Genomic DNA, 25,784 nt, shown 5'->3' with positions numbered 1-25,784 from the left:
GACTATGCCATGATCAGCCCGCAGCCCCAGGACCAGCCCATGCCGCCGGACGGCGCCGAGCCTCTGTACCGCCAGGTCTACGAGCGCTTTCGCGGCGCCATCGCGCAGGGCACGCTCAAGCCAGGCGACCGCATTCCATCGGCGCGGGCGCTGGCCAAGGAGATGGGCGTGGCGCGCGGCACGGTGGAGGTCGCGTATTCACTGCTGGCATCGGAAGGCTATATCCAGGCGCGCGGCCAGGCCGGTACGGTGGTAGCGCCCGACCTGCAGCCCCAGCACGCGCCGCCCCCCGCCGTGGCCATTCCTGCCGAGACGCCCGGCGACGGCCCGGGCTGGCGCGAACCCTCGGGCCTGCGGCCGTTCCAGATGGGCTTGCCGGCGCTGGATGAATTTCCCCGCAAGCTCTGGGCCCGCCTGGGCGCGCGGCAACTGCGCGGCCTGCAGGCCGGGGACCTGGCCTATCCGCACAGCGGCGGCCTGCCAGCCCTGCGCAGCGCGACCGCCGCCTATCTGCAGGTGGCGCGCGGCATCCATTGCCAGCCCTCGCAGGTGTTCATCACCGCCGGCTACAACAGCACGATGGCGCTGATCCTGCAGACGCTGTTCGAAGCCGGCGACCAGGTCTGGATGGAAGATCCAGGCTATCCGCCAACCCGCGCGCTGCTGGAGCAGGCGCGCTTGAAGCCCGTGCCCGTGCCGGTGGACCAGGACGGCATCATGGTCGGCGCCGGCATCGAGCGGGCGGGGCGGGCGCGCGGCGCGGTGGTGACGCCTGCCCATCAAAGCCCCTTGAGCATGTCCTTGTCATTGCCGCGCCGGCAGGCCTTGCTGGACTGGGCCGAACGCTGCGGGGCCTGGATCGTGGAAGACGATTACGACGGCGAATACCGCTACGTCGGCCGTCCGTTGCCGGCCTTGAAGAGCCTGGATACGCAGGGGCGGGTGCTGTACGCGGGCACCTTCAGCAAGGTGCTGTTTCCCGGCCTGCGGCTGGCCTATCTGGTGGTGCCCGAGGCGCAGGCTGGACGCTTCGCGCAGTCCGCGCGCTTGCAGGCGGGCGCTGCGCCTGGCCTGACCCAGGCCATATTGAGCGCCTTCATGGCCGAAGGCCATTTCGGCCGCCACATCCAGCGCATGCGCAAGCTATACGCGGAACGGCGTGCCGCGACCGTGGCGGGCCTGAATGATGCGCTGGGGCAACGCCTGCGGATCGAGCCGCAGCCCGGCGGCATGCATCTGGTGGCGCGCCTGGAAGACGGCCAGAGCGACGTGGCGTTGGCCGGGCGGATGGAAGAGCAGGGCATGTATGCGGGCGTATTGTCGCGCTGGCACGCCGCCCCGCAGGGGCAATCGGCGCTGCTGCTCAGCTTCACCAATATCGCCACGCAGGCGCAGGCCCGTGAACTGGGTCTGCGCATACTGCAGCTGATGCAGTCCTAGTTCAGCCCGGCCTTGTCCAGGCCGTAGGCCGCGTCGGCCGAACCCGGCACGGTGCGCAATGCCACGTTCAGCCGGTTCCAGCCGTTGATCCCGACCACCAGCAGGGTCAGGTCGGAAATTTCCTTTTCGGACAGCTGCTCGCGCACGTCCTCATAGACCGCATCCGATACGCCCTGCGCCGACAGGGTGGTGACCGCCTCGGTCCAGGCCAGCGCGGCGCGCTCGCGCGGCGAGAACAGCGTGGACTCGCGCCAGATGGCGATGTGATGCAGGCGCAGTTCGCGCTCGCCGGCGATGCGGGCCTGCTTGACGTGCATGTCCAGGCAAAAGCCGCAGCCGTTGATTTGCGACGCGCGGATATCCACCAGTTCGCCGACCTCCTGCACGATGGGGGTCTTCTTCAGCGACATGCTGAATTCCAGGTACTTCCTGGACTGTTCCTCGGATACCTGGAAATAATTCAAACGCTGGGTCATGTTCCTACCTTTTCGATGCGTGTTGCCGAGCGGAATCTCGTGCCGTCAGGATGCCGCGGTTTGGACCAGGAAGGTAGTGCCATAAATGGAGTTTTCGCCTGGGCCATGATCAGGCCGGCCAGCGCAACACGAAGCGTGCGCCGCCCAGGGGGCTGTCGTGGATTTCGATACCGCCGCCGTGGCTGGCGGCCACTCGCCAGACGATGGCCAGGCCCAGGCCGGCGCCGCCGGTGCCGCGGTCCCGGCTTTCGTCCAGGCGGATGAAGGGTTCGAATACGCGTGTCCGGTCGGCGGGCGCGATGCCGCCGCCGTCGTCGTCCACGATCAGCTCGAAGCCGCCGGACGGGCATTGGGTGAGCTTGACCTCCACGTGGCGGCTGGCGTAGCGCACAGCGTTCTGCACCAGGTTCAGCAAGGCCCGGCTCATGTAGCGCGGATGCAGCCGCACGCGCGGCGGGTAGTCGCGATGCACATGGCACTGGATCGCACGCGCCTCGGCCTGGTGCGCCACCTGCGCCAGCGCTTCGCCCAGCCAGTCGCAGGTGTCCACGGTTTCCAGCCGGACGGTGTCGTCGGTGGGGCGTTCCAGCCGCGCATAGACCAGCAGTTCGGCCACCAGCGTTTCCAGTTCGCAGATGTCGGCCTGCATGTCGCGCAGTATCTGGTGCCGCTTGGGCAGGTGCTGGTCCTGGCCCAGCATGGCGACCTCGAAGGACAGTCGCGCCAGCGGCGTGCGCAATTCGTGGGAGACCGCGTTGGTCAGGCTGCGCTGGTTTTCGACCAGTGCCGAAATGCGCTCGGCCATCTGGTTGAAGCTTTCGCCCACGTGCCGCATGCCGGCCAGGCGCGACAGCCGCACCCGCGCGCCCAGGTCTCCCTGGCCCATGCGCAGCGTGGCGTTGCGCAGCCGGTCCAGGTCGCGCCACAGGGGCAGGGCCCACAGCAGCAGCAGGATGATGCCCACGATCAGGCTCAACGCAGTCCAGACGCCAACGGTGACCCATCGCTCCAGCACCGGCGCGCGCGGCAGGCGGACTTCCAGCCACTGCCGGGGCTGGCCCGCCAAGGGCGCGAGATAGACGTTGTAATCGTCGCGCATGATGATGCCCAGCGTGGCCAATTGCCGCTGTTCCTCTGTGCTGGGCGTGACGTCGGCATCGGCCAGCAGACCCAGGCCCAGGCCGTAAAGCGGCTGGATGTCGTCGCGCAGGCGCTCGGCGCGAGCGGCCGGCGCAATGCTGTCGAGTTCCGTGCGCAGCACATGCATCTGTCCCCGGACAGCCTGGTACGACAGATCCGCGCTGACCGAATCCAGCAGATACATCAAGCTGCGTTCCACCAGCTGCGACCCCGCGACATAACCGATGGCGGCGACGACGAAGATGCGGATCGCGAACTTGAACATGGGGGATACGGCCGGATGAGGACTCGCGATGCTAGGGGCATGCCGCCGGGCAGTCCGCCGATATTTGTAGGGTATTTGTAAAGTTGTTTGTAGCGGCTACGCGGGCGAGGTAAACCCGCCATATGGCCCGGCCCGTTCAGGCGGTTGAATCCGCCGCGGCGCCCGGCTATAAGCATGGGGCGGGGGCAGGACCCTCATGCCCCGCCTGCCGATGAAGCCGAATCCCATGCCGCCGCTGCCTCCCCACCAAGACGAACACGTCGCCAGCAAGCCCGCCACTGCCACGCGCGAGCAGCCCGGCCGGGGGTCCTGTCTGGAAGTCTTCCTGGTATTCCTGCGCCTCGGGCTGACGTCCTTCGGCGGGCCGGTGGCGCACCTGGCGTATTTCCGCACGGAATTCGTGGAGCGCAGGCGCTGGCTGGACGACTATGCGTATTCCGACCTGGTGGCGCTGTGCCAGTTCCTGCCGGGGCCGGCCAGCAGCCAGGTCGGCATGGCGATAGGCCTGAAACGCGCCGGATGGGCCGGCATGCTGGCGGCCTGGGTGGCGTTCACGCTGCCCACGGCCGTGGCGCTGATCCTCTTCGCGCTGGGGCTGGCGCAGTTCGGCTGGCTGTCCGCGTCGGGCGCCATCCATGGACTGAAGATCGCGGCGGTGGCCATCATTGCGCAAGCGGTCTGGGGCATGGGCCGCTCGCTCTGTCCTGACCGCGAACGTGCGGGACTGGCGGTGGCGGCGGCGCTCATCACCATCCTCATGCCGACGACCCTGGGGCAATTGAGCGCGATCCTGCTGGGCGCCATCGCCGGCCTGGCCGCGCTGCAGGTGCCGCCGCGACCTGCGCTGGCGTTGCCGCCGTTGAATGTGTCGCGCCGCGCGGGATACACGGCCCTGGCGCTGTTCGTGCTGCTGCTGGCGGTCTTGCCGGCCTGGGCGGCGATCAGCGGCATGCCGCTGGCGCAGCAGCTCTCAGGCTTCTACCGCGCGGGCGCGCTGGTGTTCGGCGGCGGCCACGTGGTGCTGCCCTTGCTGGAATCCGCCTCGGTGGCGGGAGGCATGGTTTCCAACGCCGATTTCCTGGCAGGCTATGGCGCGGCGCAGGCCATGCCGGGGCCGCTGTTCGCCTTTGCCGCCTTCCTGGGCGCGATGTCGTCGGGCCCCTTGTCGGGCTGGGCCGGCGGACTGGTGTTGCTGGCGGCGATCTTCCTGCCGGGCGCCTTGCTGGTGGCGGCGGCGCTGCCGTTCTGGGAAAGCCTGCGGCGGCGGCCCGGCGTGCGCAACCTGATCGCGGGCGTGAACGCGAGCGTCGTGGGCATCCTGCTATCGGCCCTGTACGACCCGGTCTGGACCAGCGCCATCCGCGATCGGGTGGATTTCGGCCTGGCCTTGCTGCTGTTCGGCCTGCTGGTCTATGCACGCTGGTCGCCCGTCTGGGTGGTGCTGCTGGCCGCGGCCGGCGGCTGGGCCTTGGCCTAGCGGAGCAGCGGGCGGCGCAGCCCCAAAGCGTCGAATCAGGACTGCCAGCGCGGCGGACGTTTTTGCAGGAAGGCGTCTATGCCTTCGCAGGCGTCGGCTTCCATCATGTTGCGCGCCATCACGTCGCCCGCATAGTCGTAGGCATCCGCCAGCGCCATCTGCCGCTGCTTGTAGAACATGCGCTTGCCGTAGCGGATGGCCGTGGGGCTCTTGGCCAGGATGTCATCCACCAGTGCACGCACGCGCTGGTCCAGTTGCGCCTCCGGCACGGCGTCGTTGATGAGGCCCCAATCCCTGGCCTGGCCGGCATCGATGAAGCGCGCCGTCACCAGCATTTCGAAGGCGCGCTTGGCCGATACGTTACGACTGAGGGCGACAGCGGGCGTGGAGCAGAACAGGCCGACGTTGATGCCCGACACCGCGAACTTCGCCGTGTCGGCCGCCACGGCCAGGTCGCAGCTGGCCACCAGTTGGCAGCCCGCCGCGGTGGCGATGCCGTGCACCTTGGCGATCACCGGCACCGGCAATGCCTGCAAACCTTGCATCACGGCGCCGCATTTCCTGAAAAGGTCGCGGTAATAATCCAGCGAGGGCTGGCTGCGCATTTCGCGCAGGTCGTGGCCGGCGCAGAACGCCCGGCCGCTGGATTCAAGCACCACGCAGCGCACGCCGGCATCGCGCGACAAAGCGTCGATCTCCGCCTGCAGCGCGGCCAGCATGCCTTCGGACAGCGCGTTGAACTGGCCCGGGCGGTTCAGGCGCAGCGTCACCACGCCGCCTTCGGCGTGGCGCGCCAGGATCGGCTCTTGCGCCGCTTGTTCGTTATTCATGTCGTCTCCAGGGTGGGCTATCCCTGGATAGTAGAGGCTTACGCGGCTCGGCGTCAGCCCGCAGCCAGGCGCCGCGCCATGCCCGGCGACAGGCACAGCAGCGGCCCGACGATGACCGCGCCGATCAGCGCCATCGCCGCTTGGGGCGCCATGCCGCTGTCCAGCAAAAGGGTGGCGATGACGGCCGATCCGCTCATCTGGAACAAGCCATACACCGCGGCCGCGGTGCCGGCGCGCTCGGCGAAGGGCTCCAGCGCCAGGCTCAGCCCGGATCCCAGCGCGAGCGAAAAGCCCACGGTCAACACCGCCACCGGCAACATGAAGATCCAGGCCGACAAGGGCAGCCACAGCCAAGCGGCCAGGTGCATGGCGGCGGCCGCGAGCAGGGCGGCCATGCCCACGCGCACCATGGTGTGGCGGCCATAGCGCGCGATGAAGGCGGGAGCCAGGAAGAAGGCGCCGATGTTGATCGCCGCGTTGCCGCCGAACCAGGCGGAGAAGCCCAGTTCGGAATAGCCCAGCTGCTGCACCAGCACCACGGGCGCGGCGGATACGAACACCAGGATCATCGCCATGCCGGCCATGCCGAACGCCGCGAAGTACAGAAACCGTCCGCTGGCCGCGATCGGCGCATAGCGGCGCAGGCTGTAGAGCGGGCCTTGCTGTCTGGGAGGCGCGGCGCGCGTTTCCTCGAAGCGGATCGCCAGAAAACCTGCCAGCGTCAGGGCGAACAGCACCATGAAGACGAAGGTGCTGCGCCAGCCCGCATGCACGGCCAGCGCGCCGCCCACCATGGGCGCCAGCGCGGGCACGGTGCACAAGGCGCCGTTCAAATAGCTGTAGACGCGCGCGCCCACCGCGGGACTGAAGCAGTCGCGCACCGCGGCAAAGGCCACCAGCGAGGCCGAGCACGCGCCCAGCCCCTGGATCACGCGCGCGGCATAGAACACGTCCAGCGACGTGGCCGCGGCGCCCAGCGCCGAGCCCAGCAGATACGCCAGCGCGCCGCCCAGCGCAACTGGCCGCCGGCCATAGCGGTCGGCCAGCGGGCCGATCAGGATCTGGCCCACGCCGACGGCGAAGATGAAGAGGGTGATGCTGGCTTGCAGCGCGGTGACAGGCTGGCCGTAATCCTGCGCCATGACGGGCAGGGAGGGCAGATAGATATCGATGCCCATGGGCGTAAGCGTGACCAGCCCCATCAGGAGGCCGATCAGCCAGCGTTGGCCGCGGGGGGATAATGCAGACTTCATGGCAGGCTCGGGGTCCATCGCAGACCCGGGAAAACCCGATATTATCCATGAACCGGCGTAGAATCTTCCAGCTATGAACACACCCGCCCTGCGCCCCCGCATCGTCATCCATTACTGCACGCAGTGCCAGTGGCTGCTGCGCGCCGGCTGGATGGCCCAGGAACTCTTGTCCACCTTTTCCATCGATCTGGGCGAGGTCGTGCTGCAGCCCGGCACCGGCGGGATCTTCCAGGTCACCTACAACGGCGACCTGATCTGGGACCGCAAGAGCGATGGCGGCTTCCCCTCGGCCAAGGAACTGAAGCAGCGCGTGCGCGATCGTCTGGATCCCGGGCGCACGCTGGGCCATATCGACGGCCACACCGCCGGCCCGCTGGCCGCGCCCGACGCCTGAAGCGCATACGGACCGGCCCCGCAGGAGCCGGCCCGTCGCCACGCAGCGGCAGTCGTCAGGCGGAAGACTCCGCTTGCGCCAGGCCCACACGCTGCTTGCGTTGGCGCATGGCCGACACCACCAGCAGCGCAATCAACCCCACGCACGCCACCACGAAGCCCAGGCTGATGGGCCGCGAGACGAAGATCGTCAGGTCGCCGCGCGACAGCAGCAGGGCGCGGCGGAAGTTCTCTTCCACCATGGGGCCAAGCACGAAGCCCAGCAACAGCGGCGCGGGTTCGAAGCGCATGCGGATCAGCGCGTAGCCCGCCGCGCCGAACAAGGTCACCATAGCCACGTCGAACAGATTGTTGTTGGTGCTGTAGACGCCCACGCAAACAAAGAACAGCGCCGCCGGGAACAGGTAGCGGAACGGCACCGTCAGCAGCCGCACCCACATGCCGATCAGCGGCAGGTTCAACAGCAGCAACAGCACGTTGCCGACCCAGAAGCTGGCGATCAGCCCCCAGAACATGTCGGCGTGCTCCACCATCATCTGCGGTCCCGGCTGGATGCCGTGGATGATCAGCGCGCCCAGCATCAGCGCCATCACCGGATCGCCAGGGATGCCCAGGCTCATGGTGGGAATGAAGCTGGTCTGGGTCGAGGCGCTGGTGGCCGCTTCCGGTCCGGCGATGCCCTCGATGGCGCCGCGGCCGAAGCGGCGCGGCTCGCGCGCCACCTTCTTTTCCGTCGCATACGAAATGAACGAGGCGATGGTAGGGCCGGTGCCGGGCAGGATGCCGAAGGCCGCGCCGATGGCCGTGCCGCGCACCAGCGCGCCGCGCGACTGCTTGATGTCGCCGGCTTCGGGCCGCATCGACTTCATGCTGATCTTGGCGGTGGTCACCTTGGCATCGCCGCCGATGCGGTTGATGTTCTTCAGGAAGTCCGCCACGCCGAAGAGACCCATGGCCAGCGCCACGATCTGCAGGCCGTCGGACAGTTCCAGGATACCGAAGTGAAAACGCATCGTGCCGGTGTTGACGTCGGTGCCCACCACGCCCAGCAGCAGGCCCACCACCACCATCGCCACGCCCTTGATCGCCGACCCCTTGGCCAAGGTGGCGCCGGCCAGCAGGCCCAGCATCATCATGGAGAAGTACTCGGCGGGGCCGAACTTGAAGGCCACGTCAACCAGCATGGGCGAGAACAGAATCATCGCCAGGATGCCGACCGACGCGCCGCAGAACGACGAGAACATCAGCATGAACAGCGCCGAGCCAGCCTTGCCGTTGCGCGCCAGCGGATTGCCGTCCAGGCAGGCCACCGCGTGTGATGCGGTGCCAGGCAGGTTCAGCATGATGGAGGTAATGCCGCCGCCGTACTGCGAACCGTAGTAGATGCCTGACAGCATCACCAGCGCCGCCGTGGGCGTCATGGTGTAGGTCAGCGGCAGCAGGATGGAGATCGCGGCCAGCACGCCCATGCCCGGCAGCACGCCGATAAGGTTGCCCATGAACACGCCGAACACGGCCCACATGAGGTTGTCCAGCGCGAAGGCGACGGAGAACCCGTGCATCAGGTTGTTGAAGATTTCCATCGATCAGCCCCAGCGGAACAGCGGAAACTGCAGTTGCAGCGCCCAGGAGAAAACGGCCACGCCCAGCACGGTCACGCCAGCGGCCAGCAGCGCCGCGCTGCGCGGCGTGTGCTGGCGGTCGCCCATCGCGGAAATGAAGACCAGCGCGAAGGTCGCGGGCACCAGGCCGCCGTATTTGCCCACCAGGATGAAGGCCATGAGTCCGCCGATGATGCAGCCCCAGCCGCGCCAGTCGGGCGGAGGCTCGTCCTCGGCGTCGTCATCGGCTGCCGCGGGCGCCGCGGCCATGCGCGCGATGATCAGGCCCAACAGCACCAGCAGCACGCCCAGGATCGCCGGGAACATCCCTGGCCCCATGCGCGCCAGGCTGCCGATGTTGTAGGTGGATGCCTGCGCGATGGCGCCCAGGCCCAGCACGATCATCGTGCCGGCGGCCCAGACCTCGCGCCGCGCGGCGCTGCGTTTGGATTGCATCTGTAGTCCTCCCGTTGTTGTGCTTTTGCCTGACTACGTTCTGAACAAAAGCTGACTTTTGGATGAACGCGGAAGTCTAGGAATTCAAACTTCCGTTCACCTTTCAGGGACGCGGGATATGCGCCAAACAGGCTTTTTTTCCGCAAAAACGGGGGAAATCCCTAAGCGCGCGAGGATTGCGGGCAGGGTCGATGCGCGGCGCTCAGACGGGTGTTGCGGCGTTGCGCCGCGCGTTGTTGCGGCGGGGTATTCAGCCCTTGGGCGTCCAGGGCTTGCGCGGGCTGCCGGCCAGCGCGGCGTCAAGGCGCTGCCTGGCGGCCTGGGGCCAGCAGGCGTCCATGTCGTAGAACGCTTCGGCCGCCGGCACGTCGTCCGGTATGCCCACCCACGGGTGCTTGGAGCGCACGAAGCAATGCGCGCCTGGCGGGAAATCGGCGGCGCGGTCCAGCGTGCCCGCATAGATCAGCGCCACCGTTTCGCCGAACCCCGGGTGATGGCTCCACAACAGGCCCAGGCAGGCCGCGCAGCGCACGACCACGACCGTCTCGCCATCATTGGCGTTCTTGTCTGCGGGATGGCGGCGCAGCTCGCCCCGCAACTGGTGCACGCGGTCGGATTCGATCACCGCGTTCATCGCAAAGGCGGTGCCGGCGTGCCGTTGGCACACGGTGCAATGGCAGCAATGCACGAACATGGGCGGGCTGGCGAGGCGGTAGCGGACCGCGCCGCAATCGCAGCCGCCCTCGATGGGAGCGTGGGTCACGATCAGTCTCCGGACAATGGGCGCATCCAGTGTATGGAGGCCCGTCCGGCAGCGGGAGTGGCGATCGCGTCATGTTGCGGGGGCATTTGCGTCATTGGCCATTGCCGGCGTCGACGCGTCAGGGGCAGGGCGCCGGCCTTTGTGGTCCACGCCAGAATCGCTTGCTATTTCAGGCAATTTAATGCTAAAATTCAGCATCTTTCGGCAAAATCACAACAAAACCAAGTGCCAAAAGATTTGTAAGTCGCTGGCGGCCGCGGCCGCCATTTTCGTTTGCGTTGCCTGCGCGCATGCCCCCCGCGCTCCGATGGCATCCATTGGAAACAGCATCCATGGCACGCACGAATCTCATGCATTGCGCTTTGCGCGGGGGAAAGCCATGCGTCCTGAACAGGAGAACGTTCATGTCTCATCAACTCGTTGGCAAGAAGTGGCAATTCGAGATTCCTCCCCTGGACTGGAAGGCGCCCGAGACCAATAAGGAAGCGGACATCAAGACCGTTGCCGCGGACGCCGATGCCGCCGAAGACCAGGACGCCTGACCCGGCGTTGCCACAATCCTGAAATAGCCGCCGGGCGGGCAGGGGCGTCAGCCCGCGTGCGTCACCACGCGATTTCGCCCCTGCTGCTTGGCCGCGTACAGCGCGGCATCCGCAGCCTGGAAGACCAGATCCACGTCCGCGCTGCCGGCCGTCCAGTGCGCCACGCCGGCTGACACCGTGATTTCCGGAGAGCCGCTCGCACGGCGCATCTCCGTGGTCTTGCGCAGGCGCTCAGCCATGCCCGTTGCTTCCCTGGGGCCCGCGCCGGGCAGCAGGATCAGGAATTCCTCGCCGCCGTTGCGGCAGAGTATGTCTGTCGGGCGCGAACAGTCGCGCATCAACTGCGCCATTCCCTGTATCGCCTCGTCGCCCACCGTGTGGCCGTAGGTGTCATTGACTCGCTTGAAATGGTCGATGTCCAGCGCGATCACCGCAAAGGGGGTGTCGGCCGCCTGCAGCGCATCCACCGCCTGACGCGTGCCGCGACGGTTGCGCAGCCCGGTCAGCGGATCGGTAATGCTGGCCTGGTTGAGCTTGCCGATCTTGTCCTGCAGGCTGGAGTAGCTGCGGATCACCGCGCGCTTGAGGCGCTGCGCCTCGAAGTACCAGGCTTTCACCGAGCGCACCCGCTGCATGGCCACCGCCATGTCATGGTGCTCGACATTGGTGGCCAGTTGCGACAGCGGCTGCGAAATCTTGCGCGCGCACCACCAGATCGCCAACAGGAACAGCAGGGCGAAGGGCGCCGCGTAGCGGATCAGCGCCCAGATGAGATCGTGCAAGGGCTCCAGCGTGGCCAACGCCGGGCGCTGCGCGATTACTCCCCAGCCGCTGCGCGAGACGTGGGCATAGCCGGCCAGCATGTCCACCCCGCGCGTGTTGATCAGGCGCTGCGCGCCATCCTCCCCGCGCATCACCGCCGCCACGGCGGGATTGCTGGTGACGTCCTCGCCGACGCGGTCGTTCTCGGCGTGATAGATCAGCCGCCCCTCGTTATCCACCACGTACAGATAAGACCCGTCCTGATAGGGATGCTTGCCCAGCAGGTTGTGCAGCGCGCCTTCGTTGCGCAGGTAGATCGTGCCCGACACGTAACCCAGGTAGATGCCGCCCTCGGAATGAATGGGATACGAGACGTTGATCAGCAGGTTGCCGGCAACGGACACATAGGGCTTGCTGATCAGGGGCTTGCGCGTCTGCAGCGCCATGCGGCTGGCGGCGTTGTCGACCCGCGTTCCCTGGAAGCTGCGGATGGCCTGGCTGGCCGCCACCATGACGCCGTCGGCGCGGATGATGGCGACCGTGTTGAAGCTGTCCGTCTGCTCCCGCAGGCGCGCGACTTCCGCGTTCAAGACCTCCGGCGCATCGAAGCGCCAGGCGACATGGCGGGCGCTGTACTCCAGTTGCTGCAGGGCCGAGTCCAGGAAGGTGCCCGCGCTCTCCGCCAGCTTGGCGGCGTACACCCGGTTGGATTCCAGCGTATTGGCGATGAGCTGTTCACGCTGCACCCGGTAACTGGCGTACAGGGCGTTGGCGGTAGCGGCGAGGGCGCTGCATACGGTAAGCGCAAGCACCAGCCCGCGTAGGTTGATTCGCATGAAGATCGTGTCGGGCAGGATTCGGGTTGCGGCGAGTGCGCGGGATTTTACCCGCGCGGGGCGTCCGGCTCGTCCAGCAGCCGGGCCGCGGGCGATTCGGCCGCCGCCCCGGCGCGGAAGTAGCCCATGACGGTGGCCACGCTGGCATGTCCGGTCATGGCCATGGTGTCGCCCAGCGGCACGTTGCGCCGTCCCGCCTCGGTCACAAATCCCGAGCGCAGGCTGTGCGCCGAAAACTCGCCTTCCAGGCCGGCCAGCTTGCAGCGTTCCTGCACGATGTCCCGTACCGCGGCCGCGGCCAGCGGCTCGCCCAGCACGTCGCCGCGCCGCACGCGCCGGAACAGCGGACCTTGCGTGATGCCGCTGGCGCGCAGCCAGGCGTCAAGCGCCTGGGCAGCCACGCCGACGATGGGCTTCTGGTCATTGGCGCGCACGGCGCCCGCCTGGTTGGTCTTGGAATACGCCAGCGCGTACAGAAACCCCTCGGCCGTGCGCCGCGTGTTTTCCATCGTGGCATGAACGACTTCGGAGCGCCTGCGCCCGCCGCTGGCCCAGGCGAACAGCAGCAGGGCGCGGTCACGCATGCCACGCAGGGAATCGTCACAGGTGGCCAGCATGGCCTCCAGCGGTTCGCGCGTGAGTGCCACCTTCTTGGCCGGCGCCACGCCGCGCCGGGCATAGGCGCGCCGCGTCCTGGCAAGCAGCTCGCGCACCGCGGCCGCGCGGCAGGGGTTGGGGTGGCCTTGAAGTTCGTGCGCCTTGGACAGCACGGAAATGCGCTGCAGCAGCGTGTTGAGGCTGGGCGCGCCCAGCCTGCCTTTGGCTTTGAGCCGGACCAGTTCCTGATCCAACGCCAGCGGCAATTCCCATTTCAGGCCTTGCTCGGTGGAGCGCTGGGCATGGTCCACCACGAACTGGATCACGGCGGCTTCCGGCAAGGGCAGGGCAAAGGGGCGCGCATAGCGCAGCTCGAACCAGGCGCTCCAGTAGCGGATGGCGGCGCGGTAGCTGGCGACCGTGTTGGCCGAACTGCCTTCGCGCAACAGCGCGCTGGCGGCGGCATCAGCCTGGGCGTCCAGGGTGAGCGGGTCCAGAACGGGCAGCGGCGCCTGCGTTTTCAGCTGTGTCATGGTTGAAAAGGGTGGGAAAATCGCATTTCATACATATTATTATGTATGCTGTATGATATCTAACATTAATATCAAATTACTCTCGATAAGGTTCCATTATCGTGGGTAATTATCCCGCAAATGCCGAATTCGGCACGGAGCAAGCGCATGGCCACCGGAATTACCGAAACTGACGTCTGGACCGCCGCCGACGCCTTGCTGCTGGAGGGCGCGCGGCCCACCATCGAACGGGTGCGACAGAAGATCGGCCGGGGCTCGCCGAATACCGTCAGCCCCTATCTGGAAACCTGGTTCCGGGCCTTGGGCGCGCGCATCAAGGACCCGGGCGCGTTTGCAGCGCCGGCTGCCGTCCCGGACCCCGTGGCGCAGGCCGCCTCGCACTTCTGGGAAGCCGCCTTGTCCGAGGCCCGCGCCCAACAGGAACAGGCCTATCGCGGGCGCTGGGAAGAACTGGCGCGGGAAGGGGAGCAATTGGCCTCGGACGCCGAACAGCTGCAGCAACGCGAAGCCCAGCTAGCGCACCGCGAACAGGATCTGCAGGAAGCCCTCAGGGTGGCGACCTCCCAATTGGCGGCCGCCGAAGACCGGCTGCAGTCGGCCGAACAGCAGCTGCGCCAACGCGACGAACTGCTCAGGCGCAACCAGCTGCAGCTGGAAGACGCCCGCAGCGCCACGCAGGCGGCGCTGGCGGAGAACGAGAAGACCCGCGCCCAGCATGCGCAAGCGCTCGATGCGCTGGAAACCCGTCATACCGCCCACGAACGCCGCTGGCTCAATGAGCTGGACAGCGAACGCGGCACGGTCAAGCGCTTGCAGGCGCGGCTGGACGATGCGCAGGCGGCCAGCCAACAGCAGGCGGCGCAGGCGCGCAAGGGGCTGGAACAGGAACAGCATCAGCGCCGCCAGGCGGAACAAGAGGCGCAAGCCCTGCGCACCGAAGTCCAGGCTATGCAAGTGCGCCAGCAAGCCGATCAGGCCGCGGCCGATACGGCCTTGACGGCGGCGCGCGATCGCGAAAGGACGCTGGAATCCCGGCTGGCGGCCGCCGAGCAGCGCTCATCCGACTGCCTCGCGCAGTTGAAAGGGAAGGACGAACAACTGGGCGAGCTGACCCGGCATCTGATGGCGCAGGCCCAGCGGCAGGACGCCGGTCATGCGCCGCCGAAACCCGCGCAGCCCTAGAGGCCCGTTGGATGCCGTCCGCATTGCACGCCGCAGCGGGAAGAATCCGTTGCATGAACCCCGGCCGCCCGATATTGTTGTAGCCACGGCCCGGCGCGCAACGCGCCTTGCCGCGCGGCATACCTGACTTGCCGCAGTAACCGGGCCTGCCGGAGGAACTATGTCATTTCGCGTGATTGCCTCGATGCTTTGCGCGCTGTTGCTGTGGTTGCCTCCATCGCCCGGGTACGCCCAGACGGCGAAGGCCAAAGGCGACCCGCTGGCGCTGGCCTACAACATGAAGCCCTGGACCGGGGACTTCGACGGCATGGTCAAGCGCCGGCAAGTCCGGGTGCTGGTGCCCTACAACAAGACCCTGTACTTCCTGGACAAAGGCGGCACGCAGCGCGGCATCATCGCGGACATGATGACCGAGTTCGAGAACGACCTGAACCGGCAGCTCAAGACCAAGAACATCCGCGTGTACGTGGTGTTCCTGCCGACCTCGCGCGAACGCCTGATTCCCGATCTGCTGGCGGGCAAGGGCGACATCATCGCCGCCAATCTGACGGTCACTGAAGAACGCCAGAAGCTGGTGGACTTTTCCACGCCGCTGGCGTCGGGCGTGCGGGAGCTGGTCGTGGCCGCGCCAGGCGCGCCCGAGCTCAAGTCGCTGGACGACCTTTCCGGGCAGGAGCTCTTCATCAGCCCCGTCAGCAGCTACTACGGCAGCATCAAGAAGCTGAACGCGGATCTGGCGGCCAGGGGCCTGAAGCCCGCCATCATCCGTGACGCGCCGGGCACTTTCGAGACCGACGACATCCTGGAGATGGCCAGCGCGGACCTGGTCAAGTACACGGTCGCCGACCGCTACCTGGCGAATTTCTGGAAACAGATCTTCCCGCAGATCCGGGTCTACGAAAATCTGGAGGTCGACAGCGGCAGCGATATTGCCTTCGCCTTCCGCAAGAACTCGCCCAAGCTCGCGGCGGCGCTCAACCCCTTCATGGAGAAGAACCGCGTCGGCACCTCTTTCGGCAACCAGCAGCTGACCAAGTACCTGAAATCCGTGAAGTGGGTAAAGGCCGCCACCGATCCGGAGGAAATCGAAAAATTCCACCGCCTCGCTGACTTCTTCCGCAAGTACGGCGACCAATACAACATAGACTGGCTGCTGATGATGGCGCAGGGCTACCAGGAGTCCCGGCTGGACCAGGGCGCCAAAAGCTCGGTCGGGGCGATAGGCGTCATGCAGATCATGCCGGCCACCGGCAAGGAACTGAAAGTAGGTGACATCCGGCGCGAGGAATACAACATCCATGGCGGCGTCAAATACATCCGTTTCATGATCGACCAGTACTACGCGAAAGAGCCCATGACGGACCTGAACAAGGGGCTGTTCGCCTTCGCGGCCTACAACGCCGGCCCCGGCCGGATCAACCAATTGCGCAAGGACGCCGCCGCCCGCGGACTGGACCCGAACGTCTGGTTCGACAATGTGGAACGGGTGGCAGCCGAGCGCATCGGGCGTGAAACGGTGCAGTACGTGAGCAACATCTACAAGTACTACATCGCCTACACGCTGATCCGCGCGCAGGGCGCGGGCGACGGCGCGGGCGCCCCGCGTTAGCCGCAGGCGGCGCCGCTTGCGGGCGGCCGGTATATATACGCGCCGGATTTTCGGATAAATTCGCCAAAGACGCATTCAGGTGTACCAACCGGGCATATGCCCAACCGGCATCGATGCGCCACAAACCAGGGCTGCCGGCCCTGTCAGGAGCAGCGGTTGAATCCTCTTCCACGCCAGACGGTCGATCTCGCCCGCATCATCCTCGTCATCGTGATCCTGGCCGGCCTGATGGCAGGCAGCCTCTACATCCTGCGCCCGTTCCTGCCCGGCCTGGTCTGGGCAACCACGATCGTCGTGGCGACGTGGCCGGTCATGCTGGCGATCCAGCGCTATTGCGGCGGGCGGCGCTGGATGGGCACCCTGACGATGCTGGTCATCCTGCTGTTCGTCATCGTGCTGCCGCTTTACGAGGTGATCTCGACGCTGGCCTTGCACAGCAGCTCGATCATGGCGGCGGTCAAGAGCCTGCCCGACTACGCGCTGCTGGCGCCGCCCGCCTGGGTCCACGGCATTCCGCTGGTCGGCCCCAAGATTGCGCAGGAATGGCAGACCCTGTCGGACGCCGGCGCCGGCGGCCTGCTGGCCAAACTGGAACCGTACCTGACCAGCGCCGCGGCCTGGCTGCTCGGGCATGCCGCCATCGTCGGCGCCTTCATGATGCACATGCTGATCACCGTGGTCGTGGCCGGCATCCTCTACACCAAGGGCGAAGTGGCGGTCGATTTCGTGCGGCGCTTCTTCAACCGGCTGGCGGGCCAGCGCGGCCTGGCGGCCGTCAAGCTTGCCGGGCAGGCGATACGCGCCGTGGCCCTGGGCATCGTCGTGACCGCCGTGGTGCAGTCCGGGCTGGGCGGGATCGGCTTGTGGATCGCGGGCGTGCCGGCTGCCGGCATCCTTACCGCGCTGATGGTGATGCTGTGCCTGGCGCAGCTGGGGCCTTTCCTGCCCATGCTGGCCGGCGTGGTCTGGCTGTTCCAGAACGACATGAAGCTGGCGGCCGCGGTGCTGCTGGTCTGGTCGGTGCTGGTGGCGATGCTGGACAACCTGCTGCGGCCGCTGCTCATCAAGCGCGGGGTCAACCTGTCCTTGCTGCTGATCCTGGTGGGCGTGCTGGGCGGCTTGTTTGCCTTCGGCATCGTGGGCCTGTTCATCGGCCCGGTGATCCTGGCGGTGACCCATACGCTGCTCAAGGCCTGGATCGACGAAGTGCCGCCGCCCGCCGCGCTGGACGCGGAAACGCAACCGGCGGCAACGCCCGCGGGACACGCCGAATTCCCGCCGGTCTGAACGCCGCCCGCATTGGCTGCCAGCCAGGCCGCGGCCGGCAGCCTGCCGGGGAAGGGCGTAACATCTGCCTCACGTCGCGGGCGCAAGGCCCGCTTTTCTGGCAACACCCCGGCAATACCTCATGACGATGCACCCACTGGCGCCGCTGCAAGGCGGCTATTCTTTCCGGTCCGAACTGCGGTCCGAATCACGGCCCGAACTGCGGCTCGATTCATGGCCTGACTCCACGCCCGGCCCCGCGGCTTCCCAGCACAAGGCGGTGGTGCGATGAGCGAAAGCGTACGCCTGGCCAAGCGCTTGGCCACCGAACTGTCCTGCTCGCGCGGCGACGCAGAACGCTACATAGAAGGCGGCTGGGTCGCCGTGGATGGCAAGCAGGTCGAGGAGCCGGGCTATCGGGTGGCGCCCGGCCAGTCCGTGGGCCTGCTGCCAGGCGCGCGCCTGGAAGACGCGCGTCCCGTGACCATCCTGCTGCACAAGCCCGCCGGCCTCTACGCCAATGACGAGCCCGGCTCTGCGCGCGACCTGATCCTGCCCGCAAACCTGATGCCCGGCGATCGCTCCGGGCAGCGCTACCTGAAGCGCATGCTTAATGGCCTGAAGCTGGTCACGCCGCTGGAACGCGCAGCCAGCGGCCTGGTCGTCTACACGCAGGAATACCCGATCGCGCGCAAGCTGGTGGAAGAAGGGCGCTACGTGGAACAGGAGTACGTGGCCCAGGTGTCCGGCCAGCTCAGCGCCGCCGACCTGGCGCGCCTGCAGCGCGGCATGGCTTATGACGGCCGCGCCGCCACGCCCATGAAGGTCAGCTGGCAGAACGAAACCCATCTGCGCTTCGCCCTGAAGACGCCTGCGCCCGGCTTCATCGAATACGTGTGCGACGCGGCGGGATTGCGCCTGCAGGCCCTGCGCCGCATCCGCATCGGCCGCCTGCCGATGGCGGGCCTGGCCCTCGGCCAGTGGCGCTACCGCCTGGACTACGAACGTTTCTGACGGCAGCAGGGATGACCATGGAACAAGCGCCGCAAGGCCAGCGACCGCAGCGAAATACCGGACGCAGGAGTTTTCTGATCAACACCGGGGCCCTGTGCCTGTCCGCGGCCTTGGCCGGCTGCGCGGCGCCCAAGCCGCCGCCGCGCCGCGCGCCGCAATCGGCCAAGCCCGGTTCCGCGGCGCCCCCGGTTGCCAGCGGCGCAGCAACGCCAGTGCCCGCGCTCAAGCCCGGTGCGCGCGTCGCCATCGTGGCGCCCGCGTCCGCCGCGCTGGATGCCGCGGATGACGCGGCCGAATGGTTGCTGGCGCGTGGCTACGTGCCGCAGGTCATGCCGGCCTCGCGTTCGCGGCTGGACGCCCCCTATGACTATCTGGCGGGTTCGGACGCCGACCGCTTGGCCGACCTGCATGCGGCCTTCGCCGCGCCGGATATCGGCGCCGTCTGGTGCCTGCAGGGCGGCTTCGGTTCGTGGCGCCTGCTGGATCAGCTGGACTTCGATCTGCTGCGCCGCCACCCCAAGCCGTTCATCGGCTACAGCGACATCACGGCGCTGCACCTGGCCATGCAGCGCCGCGCCGGCTTCGTCACGTTCCACGGGCCGATGCTGGCGCAGGACCTGCTGGCCGGCAAGCGTGAACCCACCGAATCGCATTTGCTGTCCATGGTCAGCGGCCAGGTGGGGCAGGGGGCGTGGATCACGCCGCCGCCCTATGCCACCGCCACGGAACTGATACGGGGCACGGCGACCGGGCGGCTGATCGGGGGCAATCTGGCGCTGATCGGCGCACTGATCGGGTCCGATAGCGAAATCGACACCAGCGGCGGAATTCTTTTCATCGAGGACGTCAACGAAGCCTTGCCCCGCATCGACCGCTTGTTGAGCCAGCTGGCCGCCGCTGGCAAGTTCGACGACCTCAAAGGCGTGCTGGTTGGCAACTTCACCCGCATCCTCGGCGTGCCGGGCGACGATGCCCAGGCGCAGGGGCTGCTGTATCCGCTGATACTCGACCAGTTCCGCTCGCGCGGCATTCCGGTGCTGGCCGGATGGCCCAGCGGCCATGGCGATCCGAACCTGACCTTGCCGCTGGGCGCACAGGTCACGCTGGACACGGCGCGTGGCGGATTGCGGCTGGAGCAGGCGGTTGTAGTTTGACCTGTGTTGCTCATTTAATGAGTCATAAACCACACTAATGCCTCATTAATAGAGCATACTTAATTCCTAATATGCCTCATTAATAGTGCAAACCAACAAACAAAGCACTATTATTGACTCATGAAAAAGAAGATCGAACCCAGCTTCGATGCCGCCAGTGCGCTTGCGCGCCTTGGCGCCAACATCCGCACCGCCCGGCTGCGCCGCGCCGAAACCGAATCCACGCTGGCCGCCCGCATGGGCGTGTCGCGCGCCACCATCACGCGCCTGGAACGCGGCGACGGCGGCGTGTCCCTGGCGCTGGCCATTGAAGCCTTGCTGCAGTACGGCTATGCGGACCAGGTCTACGCCCTGGGCGATCCCGACCTGGACGGCGTAGGCAAACGCCTGGACGCGGTGCGCCGGCCCAGCCGGGGCAGCGGCAAGACGCCCAACACGCACCGCGCCGATCCTACCCAGCTGTAGCGCCACGCAAATCGTGAAAGCAAGAAAGCACAAATCGGTGGAAAGCGAGCTGTATGTCTACGTCGACATCCGCGGCGAGGCCGTGCTCGCCGGCCTGCTGACGCTGGACGATTCGGATGAAAGCCGCTTCTACGCCGAGTTCACCTATGTGCAGTCCTATGTGAACGATCAGCGCGCCTTTGCGCTGGATCCGCTGAACCTGCCGCTGGTGGACGCGCGCACCACCTTCCGCACCGAAAGCCGCTACGAAACGCTGGGCGCGATCTTTGACGCCGCCCCCGACGCATGGGGCCGCAACGTCATGCGCGTGGACAACGCCGGCGCCCGCGTGACCGAGGACGAAGTCCTGCTCAAGGGACGCGGGATGGGCGTGGGGGCGTTGTTCTTCAGCGCCCGCCGGCTTACGCCGAACATGCGCAAGACCTATCGCCTGCCGGAACTCAGCCAGGTGGAATCGCTTGCGGACCTGCTCACCGATATCGATCAGGGCGTCAAGCCCAAGGGCCTGTACCGCGACATCCTGGGCAGCTCCTGGGACATCGGCGGCGCGCGTCCCAAGACCATCGTGCGCGACGAGCGCGGCGAAATGTGGATCGCCAAGTTTCCGCGCAAGGGCGATTCCTACGACCGCCAGCGCGTCGAATACGCCAATCTGCAGATGGCGCGCGCCATCGGCCTGACGGTGCCCGAGATCCGCCTGGCCGAAACGCATCTGGGCGCGGTGCTGCTGACGCACCGCTTCGACCGCGAGCTGCTGCCGGCCGGGCAGGGCGCGACTCCCATCGTCGCGCGCCGCCATTTCCTCAGCGGCGCCTCCCTGATCAGCCCCTCGGCGCAGATCGGCAAACGCGAACTCGACGAGGCGCGCGGCAAGGCCACGTATTCCTACGCGCGGCTGGCGGACGTCACGCGCCGGATTTCGTCCAACCCGGTGCGGGACTTGAAGGAACTGTACGCGCGCATGATCCTGAACGTCGCCGTCCACAACACCGACGACCACTTGAAGAACGTCGGCTTCCTGAAGGACGAGGGCGCGCAGACCTACCGGCTGTCGCCCCTGTTCGACGTGGTCACGCAGGAAGGCTCCGCCAGGCACTACCTGCACATCGGCGCGGCGGGCCGGGAAAGTTCATTCCAGAACTGCCTGAGCGAATACCGGCGCTTCGGCCTGCGGTCTGAAGCCGTCGCTCGCGGCATCCTTGAGCACGTGCGCGAGGTGGTGGAGCAACGCCAGCGCTACTACGCCATGGCCGGGATGACGGCGCAGGAAATCGGGCATGTGGAAGCATCCTTGACGGCCTGGCGCCACGCGGCATAACCCGTCCGCGTCGCGGCCCTACACCCGCTTGGCCGACCAGTTCCCCCGGCCGGCGGCGCTGCCGCTCATCTGCTTGCCATTCACCGTCCCGGTATAGCGCACGCCGTTGGCGACAAAGGAGATCTCGGCGCCATTCAGCCGCGCCTCCGAAATCGGCGCGCCGCCCAGCTTGCCCGACAGGCGCTGGTAGCGCTGCTCCAGCTGCAGGGGCTGGCCGTCCACCTCCCAGTTGCCCGCCACCTTGGCGGGCACGATCCACAAGAGCGCCGTGCAGTAGGTGTTGCAGTCCTGCCGGATGGTTTCCTCGGCGTCCGGCTCCCAATCGCCCATGCGGAAGGAGTTCGACACGATGCGGGTGCCGGGCGCCAATTCCAGCAGCTTGGGCCGCAGTTTTTCGTTGATGGTCGACAGCAGGAACATGGTGATCACGTCCGCCTGCGACAGATCGGTGGCGAACAGGTCCGCCGTCACGAAGGTGGCGCGGTCGGCAACGCCGGCGCGCTGCGCGTTGCGGCGCGACAGTTCGACCAGGTCCGGGTTGTACTCGATGCCCTGGGCCGTCAGGCCGCGCTGGGCCGCGGTGATGACGGTGCGCCCGTCGCCCGAGCCCAGGTCCATCAATTTGTCCTTGGGCGTGACCTTGGCCATGTCCAGCATGGTATCGACCAGGGCCTGCGGCGTAGGCACCCAGATGACGTCCTTGCCGTCCTGGCCCACGTCCGGCACGTACTCTTTCTGTTCCGAGGGCTGCGCGGCCGCGGCCAGCGAGGGCAGCGGGACGCATGCCAGGGCCAGCGCGGCCGCCGACGCGAGCACGGCGCCGCGCAGGGGCGGCATGGCGCTACGGGCGACGGATCTGAAGGACTGAATCGCGATGTGCATGATGTGGACTCCTTGCAGGTAAGGCATGCGGACGGGATCGCCGCCCCGGGGAAACCTTGGTCAGGCCCGCGGCGGCGCGGGCCCCAGCAGGCGCAGCAGCGGCAGGCCCGCCGCCAGCACCGCCAGCCCGATCAGCGCGCCGGCGCCGGCGTACATGGCGCTGGAAACCACCAGGCCGGCGCAGGTCAGCGCCAGCAGCAGCGGGGGCAAGGGATAGAGCGGCACGCGGAACGGGCGCGGGCGGTCCGGATCGATGCGCCGCAGGCGCCACACCGAGGCCGCAACCAGCAGCATGAAGATCCAGAACACCGGTGCGGTATAGGCCACCAGGGTCTGCACGCTGTTCTGGCTGAAGGCGCCCAGCGCGATCAGCGCAAGCGTGATCGCGCCCTGGACCAATAGTGCGGATGCGGGCGTCTCGCCTTGCGCGTTCCACGCCGCCAGCGCGCGCAGCCGCGGCACGTCGCGGCCCAGGGCGCAATACACCCGCGCGCCGGTGATGATGGTGCCGTTGATGGTGCTGAGCGCCGTGGCGCAGATCGTCAGGCTGAGCAGGGCTGCAGCGTAGGGGCCGGCCGCCAGCTGCATCACGTCCGCCCCCAGCGCCGGCGTATCGCGCAGCCCCTGCAGGCCGAAGATCTCCAGCAGCGCCAGGTTGGTCAGCACGTACGCGCCCGTCACCAGCAGCGTGCCGATCAGCAGCACCCGGCTCATGTTGCGGCCCGGGTCGCGCAGCTCGCCGCTGAGATAGGCGGCTTCGTTCCAGCCGCCATAAGTCAGCAGCACGAACACCATGCCCATGCCCAGCAGGCCCGCGGTATTGCCGGTCAAAGGCCCCGGTTCGGCAGCGCTGCGCAGCGGGCTGTCTCCCGCGGCGGCCAGGCTGGCGATCAGCACCGCCGCCAAGGCCGCCACCGTCAGCGCAGTGAACACCCATTGCAACCGCTTGGAATAGCGCGTGCCCGCCACGTTCAAGGCGGTCAGCGCCACCACCGATATCGCCGCGTGCAGGGCGGGGCCGTACGGACCAAGGGGCGCGAGCCGTTGCGCGTAATCGCCATAGATATAGGCGACCACGGCGATGGCGCCCGTCTGGATGACAGAGCAACGCGCCCAGGCGAACATCAGTCCCACCTGCCGGCCCCAGGCCCGTGTCAGGTACAGGTATTCGCCGCCCGCGCCGGGATAGGCCGAGCCCAGCTCGCCGTAGCAAAGCGCGCCGACCAGCATCACCAGGCCGCCCGCGCACCACAAGGCGATGTACATCGCCTCGGAACTCGCGTGCTGCGCCACCAGTGGCGGAAAGCCGAATATGCCGATCCCGATCACCACGCCCACCAGCACCATGGTGGCATCCATCACCGACAAGCCGGCCGGCGCGCGCGGCTGGAGCAACAGGGCCGGATTCGCGGGCGAACGCAGGGTGGGCTGTGTCATCGGATGCTCTCGGTTGGGCGCGGCGGGCGCGTGGAGACGGCGCCATTTGGGGACGGTGCCTGACAATCACCTGAACAATTTGCGACCGTATTCCGTGCGGGAAAGTTTCTCCGGGTTTTCCCGTGAGAATCGATGATTTCTCGAATTCAGCATAGATTCAGCATCATCCAAATTCTTAGAATAGTTTTCTAATTCATTGATTAATATGACTTTAATTTAATATTTAAGGTTCTTTATTTAAAGTAATTTCTCATCATTGAATCAAGCTCGATATGCAACGCCTCCCGCGCTATGCTGATTGCGCCGGACGCGCGCCACACGAGCGGCCGCCGCAAAGGAAGGGGAGCCAAACCGCAATTCAGGAGCAGCGACATGAAGCTATCCATACGCGTGGCCACGGCAGCGCTGGCGCTTTCCGGACTGATGGGCCTGGCGCCCGCCGCGATGGCCCACCACGGCTGGTCGTGGGCCGAATCCGAACAGATGACGTTGCAAGGCACGGTCCAGCAAGTGCAGATCGCGCCCCCGCATCCCTGGCTGGACGTACGCGCCGACGACGGCGTCTGGCGCGTGGAGCTGGGCAATCCCACCCAGACCAAGGACGCCGGATTCGTCGAAGGTTCGGCCAAACCGGGCGATGCCATCGTCGCCGTCGGCAACCGCGACCGCGAGTCGGACGCCAAGCGCATGAAAGCCGTCCAGATCAAGGTAGGCGGCAAGACCTACGACATCTATCCCAGCCGCATCAAGAAGCCCTGACCGGCCGGGCCATGCCTGAGCTGCTGCGTCTTGCGCTGGAACAGCTTCAGACCCTGCCGCCGTCGATCTGGCTGCGGCGGTGGAGCACGCTGTATCTGCTGGTGAACGCCGCCCATATCGGCGCCATCGGCCTGCTCATAGGCTCCATCGTTCCGCTGGACCTGCGCCTCCTGGGGTGGCTCAAGCCCGGACCGCTGGCTGTGCTGGCGCCGGTGTTGGCGCGGACTGCGGCAGCGGGCCTGGCGCTGGCGGCGTTGACCGGCGCCATGCTTTTCAGCGTCCAGCCGCTGGAGTACCTGGCGAATCCCGCGTTCGGGATCAAGATGGGCCTGCTGGCCGCGGGTGCGATCAATGCCGTGCTTGCACGGCGCAGCCTGGCCTGGCAGACGGTGCGGGATCAGGGCAGTGCGACGGGCGCCATGCGCGTGCGCGCAGGCGCTTCGCTGTTTTTATGGCTGGCTTGCCTGGTGGCGGGGCGCTGGATCGGGTTCCTGTCTTAGGAGCCAGGGCCTTGCGTGTGCGGCGATCGCAGCGCCCGGAAAATCAACGTGCGGCGTCAGCCACGGCCTCGACCGTGATGCGCAGTTGCACTTCGTCGCTCACGCCGGGCGCAAACGCGTCCACGCCGAAATCGCTGCGCTTGACCACCGTCATGGCGTCAAAGCCGATGGCCGGACGCTGCGCCATGGGATGGATGCCTTGCTTGTTCTGGCGCGCCTGCAGCACCACCGGTTTTTCGATGTTCTTGATGCGCAGGACGCCACTGATGCTGAGATTGCCGTTGCCGTGGTCGGTGACCGAGGTGCTCTTGAACTGGATGTCCGGGTACTTGGCCGCCTGGAAGAACTCGGCGCCTTGCAGCATGTCGTCCAGCTTGGGTACGTGCGACGTCAGGCGCGCCACCGGCACGCGCAGGTCGACGGCCGACTTTGCAGGCTGCGCGGCGTCGTAGCGGATCACGCCCGTCACGGCCCCGGCATGCGCGGTGGGCTTGGAGAAACCCAGGTGGTCCCAGGTCACCACGACTTCCGTGTGTTCCGGGTCGATCTGGTAATCCACGGGCGCGGCGTGCGCCGGCAGGCTGCCCAAGGCCAGCAGCGAGGCGGCCAGAAATGCTGCGTAGGTGTGCTTCATTCGATTCTCGGTATGTTTGGCGTCCGGAGGAGCCGGGACGCGCATTCCGTCAGCCCGTCAGCTTAAAACGCGCTGACAGCAACGGCACGGAAGAAGGATAGGAAAGGATGCAATACCGCGCTAGTCCGCCGGAACTGACTGCAGCGTTCCAGTTTTGATGCCAATCAAACCGATACTATCGGCGGCATTGCTGGCCGGGC

General features: G+C 67.0%; 27 protein-coding genes. 14 read left to right on the top strand and 13 right to left on the bottom strand.

Going from position 1 to position 25,784, the window contains the following annotated elements; translation table 11 throughout:
* The first annotated feature begins 9 nt into the window (after window positions 1–9).
* Complete coding sequence (locus tag IB257_RS03580) at window positions 10–1,440, top strand: PLP-dependent aminotransferase family protein (protein ID WP_192491878.1); 1,431 nt, start codon at window positions 10–12, stop codon at window positions 1,438–1,440.
* On the opposite strand, the gene IB257_RS03575 is transcribed toward IB257_RS03580, so the two are convergent.
* Complete coding sequence (locus tag IB257_RS03575) at window positions 1,437–1,916, bottom strand: carboxymuconolactone decarboxylase family protein (protein WP_054454335.1); 480 nt, start codon at window positions 1,914–1,916, stop codon at window positions 1,437–1,439. The two genes, IB257_RS03580 and IB257_RS03575, sit on opposite strands and share 4 nt — an antisense overlap.
* A gap of 109 nt (window positions 1,917–2,025) precedes the next feature.
* Complete coding sequence (locus tag IB257_RS03570) at window positions 2,026–3,321, bottom strand: ATP-binding protein (protein ID WP_119449221.1); 1,296 nt, start codon at window positions 3,319–3,321, stop codon at window positions 2,026–2,028.
* 226 nt (window positions 3,322–3,547) lie between these two features.
* Here IB257_RS03570 and chrA point away from each other — a divergent pair, with 226 nt between their 5' ends.
* Window positions 3,548–4,798, top strand: a complete 1,251-nt coding sequence (chrA, locus tag IB257_RS03565; protein ID WP_192492145.1) for a chromate efflux transporter — start codon at window positions 3,548–3,550, stop codon at window positions 4,796–4,798.
* 35 nt (window positions 4,799–4,833) lie between these two features.
* Here the strand turns inward: chrA and IB257_RS03560 are convergent, their stop codons facing one another.
* Together IB257_RS03560 and IB257_RS03555 are read right to left on the bottom strand one after the other, a co-directional pair.
* The gene (locus tag IB257_RS03560) at window positions 4,834–5,628 is read right to left on the bottom strand and encodes an enoyl-CoA hydratase (protein WP_192491877.1); all 795 of its coding nucleotides are present in this window, start codon (window positions 5,626–5,628) and stop codon (window positions 4,834–4,836) included.
* 53 nt (window positions 5,629–5,681) lie between these two features.
* Window positions 5,682–6,881 carry a multidrug effflux MFS transporter gene (locus IB257_RS03555; protein WP_054454857.1) on the bottom strand — a complete coding sequence of 400 codons (1,200 nt, stop codon included), beginning with the start codon at window positions 6,879–6,881 and terminating at the stop codon, window positions 5,682–5,684.
* Between the two features lie 73 nt (window positions 6,882–6,954).
* Between IB257_RS03555 and IB257_RS03550 the strand changes: the two genes are divergently transcribed.
* Complete coding sequence (locus IB257_RS03550) at window positions 6,955–7,275, top strand: SelT/SelW/SelH family protein (protein ID WP_054454343.1); 321 nt, start codon at window positions 6,955–6,957, stop codon at window positions 7,273–7,275.
* A gap of 55 nt (window positions 7,276–7,330) precedes the next feature.
* Here IB257_RS03550 and IB257_RS03545 read toward each other — a convergent pair whose 3' ends face one another.
* The 4 genes from IB257_RS03545 to IB257_RS03530 all read right to left on the bottom strand — a co-directional run bounded on the left by IB257_RS03545 (window position 7,331) and on the right by IB257_RS03530 (window position 10,500).
* On the bottom strand, window positions 7,331–8,857 hold the full coding sequence (locus tag IB257_RS03545; RefSeq protein WP_054454346.1) for a tripartite tricarboxylate transporter permease: 1,527 nt from the start codon (window positions 8,855–8,857) through the stop codon (window positions 7,331–7,333).
* A 3-nt stretch (window positions 8,858–8,860) separates the two neighbouring features.
* Window positions 8,861–9,331: a tripartite tricarboxylate transporter TctB family protein gene (locus IB257_RS03540; RefSeq protein WP_054454349.1), complete on the bottom strand. Its 471-nt coding sequence runs from the start codon at window positions 9,329–9,331 to the stop codon at window positions 8,861–8,863.
* A gap of 250 nt (window positions 9,332–9,581) precedes the next feature.
* On the bottom strand, window positions 9,582–10,094 hold the full coding sequence (locus tag IB257_RS03535; protein ID WP_054454352.1) for a GFA family protein: 513 nt from the start codon (window positions 10,092–10,094) through the stop codon (window positions 9,582–9,584).
* A gap of 184 nt (window positions 10,095–10,278) precedes the next feature.
* Window positions 10,279–10,500 (bottom strand): hypothetical protein, encoded by a 222-nt coding sequence (locus IB257_RS03530; RefSeq protein ID WP_192491876.1) that lies wholly within the window; start codon window positions 10,498–10,500, stop codon window positions 10,279–10,281.
* Here IB257_RS03530 and IB257_RS03525 point away from each other — a divergent pair.
* A complete protein-coding gene (locus tag IB257_RS03525) occupies window positions 10,499–10,636 on the top strand; it encodes a hypothetical protein (RefSeq protein WP_166738303.1) in 138 nt (45 codons plus the stop codon). The two genes, IB257_RS03530 and IB257_RS03525, sit on opposite strands and share 2 nt — an antisense overlap.
* A gap of 47 nt (window positions 10,637–10,683) precedes the next feature.
* Here the strand turns inward: IB257_RS03525 and IB257_RS03520 are convergent, their stop codons facing one another.
* Together IB257_RS03520 and IB257_RS03515 are read right to left on the bottom strand one after the other, a co-directional pair.
* Window positions 10,684–12,234 carry a sensor domain-containing diguanylate cyclase gene (locus IB257_RS03520; protein WP_054454355.1) on the bottom strand — a complete coding sequence of 517 codons (1,551 nt, stop codon included), beginning with the start codon at window positions 12,232–12,234 and terminating at the stop codon, window positions 10,684–10,686.
* Between the two features lie 47 nt (window positions 12,235–12,281).
* Window positions 12,282–13,364 carry a site-specific integrase gene (locus IB257_RS03515; RefSeq protein ID WP_054454358.1) on the bottom strand — a complete coding sequence of 361 codons (1,083 nt, stop codon included), beginning with the start codon at window positions 13,362–13,364 and terminating at the stop codon, window positions 12,282–12,284.
* A gap of 147 nt (window positions 13,365–13,511) precedes the next feature.
* On the opposite strand from IB257_RS03515, the gene IB257_RS03510 reads away from it, so the two are divergent.
* From IB257_RS03510 to IB257_RS03475, 8 genes are all read left to right on the top strand, one after another.
* Complete coding sequence (locus IB257_RS03510; RefSeq protein ID WP_175213397.1) at window positions 13,512–14,546, top strand: DNA-binding protein; 1,035 nt, start codon at window positions 13,512–13,514, stop codon at window positions 14,544–14,546.
* 160 nt (window positions 14,547–14,706) lie between these two features.
* On the top strand, window positions 14,707–16,155 hold the full coding sequence (locus IB257_RS03505; RefSeq protein ID WP_119452036.1) for a transporter substrate-binding domain-containing protein: 1,449 nt from the start codon (window positions 14,707–14,709) through the stop codon (window positions 16,153–16,155).
* A gap of 156 nt (window positions 16,156–16,311) precedes the next feature.
* The gene (gene ydiK / locus IB257_RS03500; RefSeq protein WP_054454367.1) at window positions 16,312–17,442 is read left to right on the top strand and encodes an AI-2E family transporter YdiK; all 1,131 of its coding nucleotides are present in this window, start codon (window positions 16,312–16,314) and stop codon (window positions 17,440–17,442) included.
* Window positions 17,443–17,563: 121 nt separating this feature from the next.
* Complete coding sequence (locus IB257_RS03495; protein ID WP_192491875.1) at window positions 17,564–17,713, top strand: hypothetical protein; 150 nt, start codon at window positions 17,564–17,566, stop codon at window positions 17,711–17,713.
* Window positions 17,710–18,435, top strand: coding sequence for an RNA pseudouridine synthase (locus tag IB257_RS03490; RefSeq protein WP_192491874.1), 726 nt, complete (start codon window positions 17,710–17,712; stop codon window positions 18,433–18,435). The genes IB257_RS03495 and IB257_RS03490 overlap by 4 nt, the downstream gene beginning before the upstream one ends.
* A gap of 212 nt (window positions 18,436–18,647) precedes the next feature.
* Complete coding sequence (locus IB257_RS03485; protein WP_192492144.1) at window positions 18,648–19,589, top strand: LD-carboxypeptidase; 942 nt, start codon at window positions 18,648–18,650, stop codon at window positions 19,587–19,589.
* Between the two features lie 120 nt (window positions 19,590–19,709).
* Window positions 19,710–20,054, top strand: coding sequence for a helix-turn-helix transcriptional regulator (locus IB257_RS03480; protein WP_175180953.1), 345 nt, complete (start codon window positions 19,710–19,712; stop codon window positions 20,052–20,054).
* 13 nt (window positions 20,055–20,067) lie between these two features.
* Window positions 20,068–21,372, top strand: a complete 1,305-nt coding sequence (locus IB257_RS03475) for a type II toxin-antitoxin system HipA family toxin (RefSeq protein ID WP_244958647.1) — start codon at window positions 20,068–20,070, stop codon at window positions 21,370–21,372.
* Window positions 21,373–21,390: 18 nt separating this feature from the next.
* Here IB257_RS03475 and IB257_RS03470 read toward each other — a convergent pair whose 3' ends face one another.
* A complete protein-coding gene (locus IB257_RS03470) occupies window positions 21,391–22,254 on the bottom strand; it encodes a cyclopropane-fatty-acyl-phospholipid synthase family protein (RefSeq protein ID WP_225588732.1) in 864 nt (287 codons plus the stop codon).
* Window positions 22,255–22,314: 60 nt separating this feature from the next.
* Window positions 22,315–23,613 carry an APC family permease gene (locus tag IB257_RS03465; protein WP_054454863.1) on the bottom strand — a complete coding sequence of 433 codons (1,299 nt, stop codon included), beginning with the start codon at window positions 23,611–23,613 and terminating at the stop codon, window positions 22,315–22,317.
* A 450-nt stretch (window positions 23,614–24,063) separates the two neighbouring features.
* Between IB257_RS03465 and IB257_RS03460 the strand changes: the two genes are divergently transcribed.
* Window positions 24,064–24,450, top strand: a complete 387-nt coding sequence (locus tag IB257_RS03460; RefSeq protein ID WP_054454374.1) for a DUF6152 family protein — start codon at window positions 24,064–24,066, stop codon at window positions 24,448–24,450.
* Between the two features lie 11 nt (window positions 24,451–24,461).
* Window positions 24,462–24,950 (top strand): DUF6644 family protein, encoded by a 489-nt coding sequence (locus IB257_RS03455; RefSeq protein WP_054454377.1) that lies wholly within the window; start codon window positions 24,462–24,464, stop codon window positions 24,948–24,950.
* 43 nt (window positions 24,951–24,993) lie between these two features.
* Here IB257_RS03455 and IB257_RS03450 read toward each other — a convergent pair whose 3' ends face one another.
* Window positions 24,994–25,584, bottom strand: a complete 591-nt coding sequence (locus IB257_RS03450) for a YceI family protein (RefSeq protein WP_175213395.1) — start codon at window positions 25,582–25,584, stop codon at window positions 24,994–24,996.
* Between the last annotated feature and the right edge of the window lie 200 nt (window positions 25,585–25,784).

This window comes from Achromobacter sp. ACM03 (assembly GCF_014851665.1).
GTDB classification, from domain to species: Bacteria; Pseudomonadota; Gammaproteobacteria; order Burkholderiales; family Burkholderiaceae_B; genus Achromobacter; species Achromobacter aegrifaciens.
The sequence above is the reverse complement of the archived record's forward strand: the minus strand, read 5'-3'. Positions and strand labels throughout refer to the sequence as shown.